Here is an 11245-nt window from a genome sequence, read left to right as displayed (position 1 = left end):
TGCGCGCGGTGGCCCAGGGCGGCCCGGCCAGCTTAATCGCCTACGGTGACAGTGGCGCGCGGTCGCGCGCGGCACCGGACACACCGGTACTTTTCACCGAAGATTAGTCCCGGATGTCAGTGGATCAAGTGACTTAGCGTCAGAACGTCAGTGATCAACAAATTTACTGGTCATAGCACTACGTAACGTCACATCCCGGCCTCACATTCGGCAATCCATTGACGCGACCTGACAGAGGCCGCGAGCATGGATCGCTCGACGGATGGGAGATCTCGCACGGCGGTGCGCCCGTCGCGCGTGAAGGAGCGGTGCCAGCGCGATGAAGTCCAATTCTGTGCCCGTCTCCGGTGAGACCGGAACCGGGCGGGGCGGCGCCGGAACCGCACCCGGAGGCGCGGCGCTCCGGCCGGGTCTCGGCGGTAACGGCGGCCAGCGCCTGCCCGTGGCGCCGCGCGAGCGCAAGCCCGCGCTCGCCGCGCTCGCGGTGCTGCTCATCCTGGGCGGCGCGCTCACCAGCGCGTACCTGGTGACGGCCAGCGGCCAGCGCGTCTCGGCGATCCGCATCGCCGAACCCGTCGCCGCCGGGCAGCGCATCCCCGCCTCCGCCCTGGAGGAGGTCCGCGTCGGCGACACCGGCGAGGGCTACTTCATCGCGTGGTCCGAGCGGGCCAAGGTCACCCGGGCGTTCGCGGCGGTGCCGCTCGTCAAGGGCGCACTGCTGAGCAACCAGATGGTCGCCGCGCAGGACGACGCCGCGCGCGGCCGCGTCGTCGTCGGCCTCGCCGTCAAGCCCGGCCAGTACCCGTCCGCCGACCTCACCACCGGACGGCACGTCGGCCTGTACGCGGTCACCGGCGGCAACCAGGGCGCGTCCGGCCGCGCGGGCACGCTGCTGTCCGGCGACGCGATCGTCGTGGCCGTCCGTGCGGACGGCGAGGAGGGCGTCCGCGCGCCCGGTGACGCCACCACCCTCGACGTCGCGGTCCCGCCGAACGAGGCGGCGCAGGTCGCGCAGGCCGCGGCGGCCGGGGCGGTCGCCGTCGTGCTGCTGCCCGAGGGCACCCGGCTGAGCAAGGGCGGCACCGAGCCGCCGCCCGTCCGGGAGAGCCCGGAGACCCCCACGTCGCCGCGCCAGCCGCAGACGCCGGGCGGTAACTGACCGTGGCCCTCATCGCTCTCGCCGCCGACAAGGGAGCGCCCGGCGTCACGACGGCCGCCGTGGCGCTCGGCGCCGTCTGGCCGCGCCCGGTGCTGGTCGCCGAGTGCGACCAGGCCGGCGGCGACCTGGTCTACCGGCTGCCCGCCGAGCAGGGCGGCGACGGCGGCACCGGCATGCTCAACCCGTCGCGGGGCCTGCTCAGCCTCGCCGCGACGGCCCGGCGCGGGCTGCGGCCCGAGCAGATCGGTGAACACAGCCAGCGGCTCACCGGCGGGCTGGACGTCCTCGTCGGCATCACCGGCGCCGAGCAGGCGCAGGGCATGACGTGGCTGTGGGGCCCGCTCGGCCGCGCGTTCGCCGGGCTCGGCGGCGTCGACGTCCTGGCCGACTGCGGACGGCTCGGCGCGGCGAGCCCGCTGACGGGCCTGCTGCGCGAGGCCGACATGGTCGTGCTCGTCACCCGCGCGACGCTGGAGCAGGTCGCGCACCTGCGCGAACGCGTCAGCGTGCTGGAGGACGAACTGCGCGGCGGCCCGCCGATCGGCGTCCTGGTGCTGGCCGACCCGCGCGACTTCCGCCCCTCGGTGAGCGAGGTCGAACGCATCCTGGCAACCCGCGACCGGCAGGCGGGCGACCGCGCGCCCGGCACCCCGCCCGTCGGCGTCCTCGGCGGGCTCGCGCTCGACCCGAAGGGGGCGGCGCTGCTGTCCGGCCAGTGGGGCGGGCGGCTCGACCGCTCGCTGCTCGTCCGGTCGGCGCGGGAGGTCGCGGGCGACCTGCTCCGGCGGCTGCCGCAGCGGCCCGCCGAACCCCCGGCGCCGCCGCGATCGGCGCCCCTGACGACCGAGCGGAGGCCGTAGATGGACCACTCGCTCGTCAAGCGGCTGCGCCAGGAGGTCGGCGACCGGCTCGCCCAGCAGCGCCGCCTGGACGCCGCCAACGGCCTGCCCGTCATGTCCGGCGAGGACGAGCGGCAGTTCGCCCGCGCCCTCATCGGCCAGGTGCTGGAGGAGTACGCGCGCGGCGAGCTGACCGCCGGGCGGCGCCCGCCCAACGCCGAGGAGGAAGAGGCCCTGGCCGCCGGGGTCCACGCCGCGCTGTTCGGCGTCGGACGGCTCCAGCCCCTGCTGGAGGACCCCGAGATCGAGAACATCGACATCAACGGCTGCGACCGCGTGTTCATCGGCTACGCCGACGGCCGCGAGGAGATGGGCGAGCCCGTCGCCGAGACCGACGAGGAACTGGTCGAGCTGATCCAGATCCTCGCCGCCTACAGCGGCCTGTCGTCGCGGCCGTTCGACACCGCCAACCCGCAGCTCGACCTGCGCCTGCCGGACGGGTCGCGGCTCTCGGCCGTCATGGACGTCACGCTGCGCCCCGCGCTGTCGATCCGCCGCGCCCGCCTCGGCAAGGTCTTCCTCGCAGATCTGGTCGGCACGGACACGTTCTCCCCGGAACTGGGCCGGTTCCTGCGCGCGGCGGTCCGCGCCCGCAAGAACATCATGATCGCCGGGGCGACGAACGCGGGCAAGACGACCCTGCTGCGCGCCATCGCCAACGAGATCGGCCCCGAGGAACGGCTGATCACCGTGGAGCGGGCGCTGGAACTCGGCCTGGACGCGTTCCCCGAGCTGCACCCCAACTGCGTCGCGTTCGAGCAGCGGCTCCCCAACTCCGAGGGCCAGGGCGAGATCACCATGGCCGAGCTGGTGCGCCGGTCGCTGCGCATGAACCCGTCCCGGGTGATCGTCGGCGAGGTGCTGGGCGACGAGATCGTCACGATGCTGAACGCGATGACGCAGGGCAACGACGGGTCGCTGTCGACGATCCACGCGAACTCGTCAATTGAGGTGTTCAACCGCATCGCCACGTACGCGATCCAGTCCGAGGAGCGGCTTCCCGTCGAGGCGACGCACATGCTCATCGCGGGCGCGATCGACTTCGTGGTGTTCATCGAGAAGCGCAACGAGTACGCCGGCGGTGGGCGGCTGCGCCGGTTCGTCGCCAGCGTCCGCGAGGTGACGGGCGTCGACCAGCGCGTGCTGTCGTCGGAGGTGTTCGCGCTCGGCCCCGACGGCGTCGCGCACCCGGCGGCGCCGATCGCGTGCGCGCAGGAACTGGCCGAGTACGGCTACGACCCGTCGCTGGCCGCGTGGTGAGGCCGCGATGATCCATCCGGACGTGCTGCTCGCCGTCGTCGCCGGCGCCCTGGTCGGCGGCGGGATTCTGCTGCTGGCCGCCGCGCTGCGCGGGATGCCGGTCCGGCGGGCGCCCGCCAAGCGCCGCGAGAACCTGCTGCGCACGCTCACCACCCGCACCGGCGTCGCGGTGATCGTCGGCGTGGTCGTGCTGGTCGTGACGCGCTGGCCCGTCGCGGCGCTCGGCGTCGGCGTGCTCGCGCTGGCCTGGCCGAGCCTGGCGGGCGGCGCCGCCGAGGAACGCGCCGCGATGGCGCGGCTGGAGGGCCTGGCGGGCTGGACCGAGTCGCTGCGCGACACGATCGCCGGGGCCGTCGGCCTCGAACAGGCCATCCCGGCGTCGCAGCGCGCCGCCGCCCCGGCGCTGCGGCTGCCGCTGCGCGAACTGGTCGACCGGATGCACACCCGCGTCCCGCTGCCCGACGCGCTGCGCCGCTTCGCCGACGACCTGGACGACCCGTCCGCCGACCTCGTCATCGCCGCGCTCATCCTCAACGCCAAGCTGCGCGGGCCGGGCCTGCGCGACATGCTGGGCGCGCTGTCGCGGTCGGCGCGGGAGGAACTGGACATGCGCCGCCGGGTCGAGGCCGACCGGCGCGCCACCCGCCGCAGCGTCCGCATCGTCGTCGGCGTCTCGGTGGGCACCGCGATCCTGCTGGCCGTCTTCAACCGCTCCTACGTCGAGCCCTACGACGACTTCCTCGGGCAGCTCGTCCTGTGCGTGATCGTCGGCCTGTACGCGGCGGGCTTCCTGTGGCTGCGGCGGCTGTCCCGGTACGAGCTGCCGGGCCGGTTCCTCACCCGCGCCAAGGAGCGGCCCGGCGTGCCCGAGCAGGTGCCGTCCACGGTCGCGTCCTGGCAGGGCACCGCGAACCGGCTCCCGCTGCGCGGCCGCCACGCCACCGACGCGGGCACCGGAACCGAGGGGGGCGCCTCGTGAACGCCGCGCTGCTCGCCGGGGCCGCCGCCGGACTGGGCCTGCTCGTCCTGCTGCGGGCGCTGTTCCCGCCGCGTCCGGGCCTGTCGGCGCGGCTGGCCGCGTTCGACGCGGCGCGGCGCCGGGACGCCGAGACCGCCCAGGCCGGGCGCACCGCCCAGGCGGGCGAGCGCGTCGGCGGCCTGCGCGCGCGGGTCGGCCGGGAGCTGGCCCGGACGGCCGACCGGCGCGGCTGGAAGCTGACGTCCGTCCGCGCCGACCTGGCGATCACCGACCGGTCGCTGGAGGCGTACCTGGCGACCAAGTTCCTGCTGCCGGTCGGCGCCCTGCTGTTCATCCCGGTGATCATCGCCTACTTCGCGCTGATCGGCGTCGGCGCCTCGCTCCAGGTCCCGGTCTGGGTGGGGCTGCTGTTCGCGGCCGTGTTCTTCTTCTTCCCCGACATCAACCTGCGGCAGGAGGCCGCCGCGCGGCGGCAGGACTTCCGGCACGTCGTCGGCGCCTTCCTCGACCTGGTGTCGATGAACCTGGCGGGCGGGCGCGGCGTCCCCGAGGCGCTGATGACGGCGTCGTCGGTGGGCGAGGGCTGGGCGATGCAGCGGCTGCGCGACGCGCTGTCCAACGCCCGCATCACCGGCCAGACGCCGTGGCAGGCGCTCGGCCGGCTCGGCGAGGAACTCGGCATCGCCGAACTGCGCGACCTGGCGGGCGCGCTGACGCTCGTCGCCGACGACGGCGCGCAGGTGCGCAAGTCGCTCGCCGCGCGGGCGGCGTCGATGCGCAGCCGCGAACTGTCGGAACTGGAGGGCAAGGCCGGTGAGCGGTCCCAGTCGATGCTGGTGGCGCAGCTCTTCCTGTGCGGCGCCTTCCTGATCTTCCTGTCCTATCCCGCGATGATGCGGGTGATGGGCGCATGAACGTTCCCCGCCGTTTCCACCGAATCCCTATGGAGCGGAAATGAATCTCTTCACCGAACCGACCGTGCTCTACCTGCGCACGCTGCTCGCCGTCCGGCTCGACCGGATGCGTTCGGAGGACGAGCGCAGCGCCGGCGCGTCCGCGATCGAATGGGCGATCATCACGGCGGTCCTGGCGGCCATCGCGCTCGCGATCGGCGTCATCATCCGCGACCGCATCGTGTCCAAGGCCGAGAGCATCAACACGGGGTGAACGCCAACGCCCCGCAGCGGGCGCGTCCGCGCGGCGACCGCGGCGCGTCCGCGATGGAACTGGCGATCCTCACGCCGGTCCTCATCCTCGTGCTGCTCGCGGCCGTGCAGTTCACGCTGGTCTACCACGCCCGGCACGTCGCCCTCGCGGCGGCGCAGTCCGGCGCGCGCGTGGCCCGCACCGACGCGGGCGGCGGCTGGCAGTCCGCCGCCGAGGCCAAGGCGGCGGCGAACGTCCGGCAGATCGGGCCGCGGCTCATCGAGGGCCTGAGCGTGCGGGCGGGGCAGAGCGGCGACGAACGCTGGGTCGAGGTGCGGGGCAAGGCCGTCCAGGTCATGCCCGGCATGAAGATCAACGTGACGCAGCGGTCGCAGGGGCCGATCGAGTGCTTCCGGCCCGACGTCGGCTCCGGCACGGGCTGCCAGGGGGCGCCATGAGACGCGACGACGGCTCGATGTCGCTGGAGATGGTGCTGGCCACGCCGCTGTTCGTCATGTTCCTGCTGCTCCTGGCGGGCGCCGGGCGGCTCGTGGACGCGCGCAGCCAGGTGGACGGCGCCGCCCGCGACGCGGCCCGCGCCGCGTCCGTCGCGCGCAGCGCGGGCGGGGCGCAGTCGATGGGACGGGCCGCCGCGAACGCGAACCTCGGCGCGAAGAACTGGTGCTCGGGCGGGCCGGGCGTCAGCATCGGCGGCGACTTCCGGGCGGGCGGCGAGGTCGTCGTCACGATCACCTGCGACGTCGACCTCGGCGAACTCGGCTTCGTCGGATTCCCCGGCACCAAGCGGATCGAGGGCCGCGCCGTCGCGCCCGTGGACGAGTACACCTACCGGGGCGGAGGCGAGCGGTGAGGACCTGGCACGGACCCGGCGGCGACCGCGGCACGGTGTCGCTGTACGTCGTCATGTTCGCGCCGATCGTCCTCATGCTGGCCGGGCTGCTCGTGGACGGCGGCCTCGCCATCCACGCCCGGCAGCGGGCCGCCGACGTCGCCGAGCAGGCGGCGCGGGCGGGCGCGAACCAGATCGACGAGGCCGCGCTGCGCCGCACCGGCGACCCCGTCCTCGACACAGGCCGGGCCCGGTCGGCGGCGTGCGCACTGGTCCGGCGCTACGACTCCGAGGCCGTGCCGGTCTCGTGCACGGCGACGACCGACCGGGTGGACGTGACCGTCCGGCTCACCGTGCGGTCCCAGATTCTCGGCATCATCCCCGGTCTCGGGCAGTTCACCATGACCTCGGCGGCGACCGCGCACCCGGTCACCGGGGAGGGGGCGCCATAATCCACGACTTGCCGTCATTGATCGGACGAGAACCGCGTTTACGATGGCGATGGGCTCGGGACCCGTCAGGCCGGAGGCGCGACCCTAGGGCAGGGGCAGGATGGCGACAGGGCAGACAGATCGGCGGACGGGCCACGGACAGGCCCACCGCCGGGTCAAGCGACGGCGGACGCCCGGCGACGTGCTGGCGGGCCTCGGCGCGCTCGCCGCGCTGGTGGCGGTGCTCGGCGGCGTCCCATGGGCGCTGCTGGCGTTCTTCGGGTCACCGTTCCCCGACCGCGCGCCGACCTTCGACGACCTGACCGGCACGCTCGGCGAGAGCGCGCTGCTGACCGTGCTCGTCGCCGTCGTGTGGCTCGCGTGGCTCCAGTTCGCCGTGTGCGTGCTGGTCGAGGTGTGGGCCGGGGTGCGCGGCGTCGGAGTGCCGCTGCGGGTGCCGCTCGCGGGCGGCACGCAGTCGCTCGTGCACAAGCTCGTCGTCGCGGTGCTGCTGCTGTTCACGGCGACGACGTCGGTGATGCCCGCGTTCGCGTCCACCGGCCTCAGCCGCACCGCGCCCGTCACCGCCGCGCAGCCGGTCGCCTACACCGCGCCGCTGGCCGCGCCCGAGCAGCCCGCCGCACCGCTCGCGGCCCCGGCCGCCGCCGCCGAGACCACCACCGGCGCCACCACGAAGATCTACCGGGTGCAGCCGCCCGAGGGACGCCACCACGAGTCCCTCTGGGAGATCGCCGAGAAGTGCCTGGGCGAGGGCCGCCGGTACAAGGAGATCTTCAAGCTCAACGAGGGGCACGTCCAGCCCGACGGCACCAAGCTCACCATCGCGAGCCTCATCCGGCCCGGCTGGGTGCTGGAGATGCCCGCGGACGCCAAGCACGCCAAGGTCATCGCCGTCTCCGACCTGGACGACTACTACGCCACCGGAAAGCCCGCGCCCGACCCCGAGCCCCCGGTGGAGAAGCCCGTCGAGAAGCCGCCGGAGCGGCCCGTCGAGCAGGCCCCCGAGCCGCCCGCCGAGACGCCGCCGCCCGCGCCCGTCGCGCCGCCCGTCCAGACGCCCGCGCCGACGCCGCAGGTCACCGCGCCCGGCAACGACGGGCACCGCAGCTCCGAGTCGCCGCTGTCGGTCGACCTGGAGTGGCCCGAGGGCCTGGCCGCCGCCGCGCTGCTGGCCGCCGGGCTGCTCGCCGCGCTCGGGCGCCGCCGCCGCGCCCAGATGTGGAACCGCGCGTTCGGGCACCGGATCGTCCGCCCGACCGGGCTCGCCGCGCATACCGAGGCCGCGCTGCGGTTCGGCGCCGACGACGACGCCGCGCGGCTCCTGGACGTCGGCCTGCGGCACCTGTCCAAGTCGATGGCGGCGGGCGGGCGGCCCCTCCCGACCGTCTACGGCGTCCACCTCGGGCACGGCAGCCTCGACCTGTGGATCGCCCCCGCCGACCGCAACCCGCCCGCCCCCTGGCAGACGTTCGACGACGGCCAGGTGTGGCGCCTCGGCGCCGCCGCCATCGCCTCCCTCGACGCCGCCGACCTGGACGACGTCCTCGCCCCCTACCCGGGCCTGGTGTCGCTCGGCACCAACCCCAACGGCCGCATCCTCGTCGACCTGGAGGCCGCGCACGGCCTCATCGCCGTGCGCGGACCCGACGAGCAGCGCCGCGCGATGCTCGCCGCGCTCGCCCTCGAACTCGCCACCAACCGCTGGTCGGACCACATGCGCGTCACGCTCGTCGGGTTCGGCGGCGAGATGGCCGAGAACATGACCGCCATCGCCCCCGACCGGATCCGCTCGGTGTCGTCGCTGGACGAGACCCTGCCCGAGCTGGAGGGCCGCAGCGAGGAGGTCCGGCAGGCGCTCGCCGCGTCCGGCGTCGACTCGGTGCTGACCGGGCGGTCCCGGGGGGTCTTCGGCGAGGCGTGGATGCCGCACTACCTGATCATGGCGGACGCGCCGACGCCCGAGGAGGCCGACCGGCTCGTCGCGCTGGCCCGCACCGGCACCCGCATGGCCGCCGGGTACATCGTCCCCGGCGACGTGCAGGGCGCGACCTGGGTGTGGGACCTGGACGAGGCCGGACGGCTCCAGGCGGGCGTCCTCGGGTTCGAGGTCGACGCGCAGCTCGTCCGCGAGGAGCAGTACCGGGGCGTCTTCGACCTGTTCCGCACCGCCGCCGAGGCCGAGTCGGTGCCGCTGCCCGAACCCGAGGGCGGCGCCGAACCGCCGCAGGCGCGGGAGTCCAGCGTCGACATCCGGCTGCTCGGCGGGCTGGAGGTGGACGCGCCCGGCCCGATGGACGAGTCGCGCCGCGACGTGTGCACCGAGGTGCTCGTCTACCTGGCGACCCACCCGAACGGCGTGCACCCGACCGTGCTCGGCGGGGCGGTGTGGCCGCGCGGCGTCACCACGGCCCTGCGGGACGCGACCGTCGCGCGCGTGTCGGACTGGCTCGGCCGCGACGCGCGGGGGCGCCCGCACCTCTACTACGACGACCGGGGGCGCATCCGGCTCGGGTCGGAGGTCCGCATCGACTGGGCGGTGTTCCGCTGGCTGCTGTGGCGGTCGGCGGCCGAGCCCGGGTCCGAGGCGGCGTACCTGTCGTACGCGCTCGACCTGGTGCGCGGGCCGCTGCTGGCGGGACGTCCGCGCGGCCGGTACGGCTGGCTCGCCGACGCCGACCTGGAGTACGAGGCGACGGCCCGCATCATCGACGTCGCGCACCGCCTCGTCACGCTCCGCCTGGACGACGGCGACGCGCCCGGCGCCGTCACCGCCGCCCGCGCCGGCCTCCGCTTCGCGCCCGACGAGGAGTCGCTGTGGCGTGACCTGCTCCGCGCCGCCCACGCCGAAGGCGACCACACCCACGTCCGCGCCGTCGTCGACGAACTCCGCCACCGCTTCGGCCGCGACCCCCGCTTCGACCAGCTCCACCCCGAAACCGACGCCCTGATGGAAGAACTCGTCCCCGAATACCACCACGTCCCCGCCCGCTAACCCAACTCAACGACGACCCGGACGATGCAATCCGGTCCCGAGTTTCAACGCGTGGCCCCCTGCTGACCCGGCTCAATGGCGGCCCGGATGACGGTGGTACTCAGTCGCGAGTATCAGCGCGAGGCTGCCCGCTGACGCAGGTCGGCGGTGGAGACCGGGGTTGCGGGAGTGGTGGCCCGCGTGATGGTGAAACTCGGTCCCGAGTATCAACGCGTGGCCCCCTGCTGAGCCGGGTCAGCGGCGGCCCGGATGATGGTGGAATCCGGTCGCGGGTATCAGCGCGTGGCCGCCTGTTGACCCGGGTCGGTGTTGGAGGCCGGGGTTGCGTGCGTGGCGGCCCGGGTGGTGGTGGCATTCGGTCCCGGGTATCAGCGCGTTGGCGCAGGTCAGCGGTAGAGGCCGGGGCCGAGGGAGTGGTGGCCCGGGTGGGGGTGGATGCGGGGGGCGCGGGGGTGGCCGCCGAGGGGGAGGCGGTGGATCTGTTCGCCGGTGGTGGTGTGCAGGGCGAAGACGGCGCCGGAGGTGGGGGAGGCGAGCCAGAGGAGGGAGCCGTCGGCGGTGACGTCGCCCGCCTCGGCGGGGAGGCCGCCGGGCAGGGGCCAGGGCGGGGCCGGGCGTCCGGTGGCGAGGTCCAGGGGGACGACCGAGCGGGCGCCGACGACGAAGACGCGGCGGGCGTCGCGGCTGAGCGTGAGGGAGCGGGCGCCGGGGCTCGTCGGGGTGAAGCGCGCCGGGCGGAGCGTCGCGGCGTCGAGCGTCCAGACGCCGCCCCTGGCGCGGTCGGCGACGAGGAACGCGCGGCCGTCCGGGGCGAGCCGCAGCGCGGCCGGGCGCGCACCGGGCAGGCGCTGCCGCGCCGTGACGGCCGAGCGCGCCGCGTCCACCCGGACGACCGCACCCGCCGGGCAGGCCAGCACGAGCCCGGCCCCGTCGGCGGTGAAATCGCCCGCGCGCGCCGCGCACGGCAACCGCACCGCGCCCCGGTAACGCAGCGTGCCCGGCTCGCGGATCTCGACGCGCCGCTCCGCCGGAACGGGCACCAGCGCCACCGACCCGTCCGGCGCGAAGTAGACGGTGTCGCCATCCGTCGGCACCGCTTGCCCGGCCCGCCCGGTACGCGGATCGACGGGCGTGAGCCCGGCGGCGTCGCGCGTCCACAGCCGCCGTAGATCGTGCCCGGCGACCACGGCGGCGGCGCCCGGCAGCGGCAACCACGCCACGGGCCGCAGCGTGCCCTGGTCGAGTACGCGCAGCGCGGACCCGTCGGGCACGTACAGCCGCGCGGGCGCCCGTCGCACGACCTTCCCCGCCCCCGCGTACACGTTCGGGGTCTGCACTGGATCGGCGTCGCGCGGCGACGCGACCGGCGTCACGCGCGGCCCCGGCCCGCCCAGCGACACCGGCGGCTCCACCCCGCCCTCGCCGGGCTTGTAGAAGGCCACCGGCGCCCCGCACGCCGTCACCGCCGCGACGACCAGCGCCGCCACGATCCCGAACCACATCCTCAC

General features: G+C 75.1%; 11 protein-coding genes. 10 read left to right on the top strand and 1 reads right to left on the bottom strand.

Going from position 1 to position 11245, the window contains the following annotated elements; all coding sequences use genetic code 11:
* Window positions 1–319: 319 nt before the first annotated feature.
* From C229_RS0102740 to C229_RS29180, 10 genes are all read left to right on the top strand, one after another.
* Entirely contained in the window at window positions 320–1159 is an 840-nt protein-coding gene (locus tag C229_RS0102740; RefSeq protein WP_033423898.1) for a hypothetical protein, read from the top strand.
* 2 nt (window positions 1160–1161) lie between these two features.
* Window positions 1162–2019, top strand: coding sequence for a CpaE/TadZ family protein (locus C229_RS0102735; protein WP_018653545.1), 858 nt, complete (start codon window positions 1162–1164; stop codon window positions 2017–2019).
* Window positions 2020–3318 carry a TadA family conjugal transfer-associated ATPase gene (locus tag C229_RS0102730; protein WP_018653544.1) on the top strand — a complete coding sequence of 433 codons (1299 nt, stop codon included), beginning with the start codon at window positions 2020–2022 and terminating at the stop codon, window positions 3316–3318.
* A 7-nt stretch (window positions 3319–3325) separates the two neighbouring features.
* Window positions 3326–4297 carry a type II secretion system F family protein gene (locus C229_RS0102725; RefSeq protein ID WP_018653543.1) on the top strand — a complete coding sequence of 324 codons (972 nt, stop codon included), beginning with the start codon at window positions 3326–3328 and terminating at the stop codon, window positions 4295–4297.
* The gene (locus tag C229_RS0102720) at window positions 4294–5211 is read left to right on the top strand and encodes a type II secretion system F family protein (protein ID WP_018653542.1); all 918 of its coding nucleotides are present in this window, start codon (window positions 4294–4296) and stop codon (window positions 5209–5211) included. Before C229_RS0102725 ends, C229_RS0102720 begins: the two co-directional genes overlap by 4 nt.
* A 40-nt stretch (window positions 5212–5251) precedes the next feature.
* On the top strand, window positions 5252–5464 hold the full coding sequence (locus tag C229_RS0102715) for a hypothetical protein (RefSeq protein WP_018653541.1): 213 nt from the start codon (window positions 5252–5254) through the stop codon (window positions 5462–5464).
* The gene (locus C229_RS0102710; RefSeq protein ID WP_018653540.1) at window positions 5461–5901 is read left to right on the top strand and encodes a TadE family protein; all 441 of its coding nucleotides are present in this window, start codon (window positions 5461–5463) and stop codon (window positions 5899–5901) included. Before C229_RS0102715 ends, C229_RS0102710 begins: the two co-directional genes overlap by 4 nt.
* Window positions 5898–6314, top strand: a complete 417-nt coding sequence (locus C229_RS0102705; RefSeq protein ID WP_240487058.1) for a TadE/TadG family type IV pilus assembly protein — start codon at window positions 5898–5900, stop codon at window positions 6312–6314. Before C229_RS0102710 ends, C229_RS0102705 begins: the two co-directional genes overlap by 4 nt.
* Window positions 6311–6745 (top strand): TadE/TadG family type IV pilus assembly protein, encoded by a 435-nt coding sequence (locus C229_RS0102700; protein WP_018653538.1) that lies wholly within the window; start codon window positions 6311–6313, stop codon window positions 6743–6745. Before C229_RS0102705 ends, C229_RS0102700 begins: the two co-directional genes overlap by 4 nt.
* Window positions 6746–6845: 100 nt before the next feature.
* Window positions 6846–9737: an AfsR/SARP family transcriptional regulator gene (locus C229_RS29180; RefSeq protein ID WP_155884559.1), complete on the top strand. Its 2892-nt coding sequence runs from the start codon at window positions 6846–6848 to the stop codon at window positions 9735–9737.
* 386 nt (window positions 9738–10123) lie between these two features.
* On the opposite strand, the gene C229_RS0102690 is transcribed toward C229_RS29180, so the two are convergent.
* Window positions 10124–11245 (bottom strand): YncE family protein, encoded by a 1122-nt coding sequence (locus tag C229_RS0102690; RefSeq protein WP_155884558.1) that lies wholly within the window; start codon window positions 11243–11245, stop codon window positions 10124–10126.

Origin of the sequence: Actinomadura flavalba DSM 45200 (assembly GCF_000374305.1) — a bacterium.
In the GTDB taxonomy this organism is placed as follows: Bacteria; Actinomycetota; Actinomycetes; order Streptosporangiales; family Streptosporangiaceae; genus Spirillospora; species Spirillospora flavalba.
The sequence above is the reverse complement of the archived record's forward strand: the minus strand, read 5'-3'. Positions and strand labels throughout refer to the sequence as shown.

Coding starts and splice junctions, on each gene's coding strand:
- C229_RS0102705 (WP_240487058.1), top strand. CDS start 5,898: ATGAGACGCGACGACGGCTCGATGTCGCTGGAGATGGTGCTGGCCACG.
- C229_RS0102740 (WP_033423898.1), top strand. CDS start 320: ATGAAGTCCAATTCTGTGCCCGTCTCCGGTGAGACCGGAACCGGGCGG.
- C229_RS0102730 (WP_018653544.1), top strand. CDS start 2,020: ATGGACCACTCGCTCGTCAAGCGGCTGCGCCAGGAGGTCGGCGACCGG.
- C229_RS29180 (WP_155884559.1), top strand. CDS start 6,846: ATGGCGACAGGGCAGACAGATCGGCGGACGGGCCACGGACAGGCCCAC.
- C229_RS0102725 (WP_018653543.1), top strand. CDS start 3,326: ATGATCCATCCGGACGTGCTGCTCGCCGTCGTCGCCGGCGCCCTGGTC.
- C229_RS0102715 (WP_018653541.1), top strand. CDS start 5,252: ATGAATCTCTTCACCGAACCGACCGTGCTCTACCTGCGCACGCTGCTC.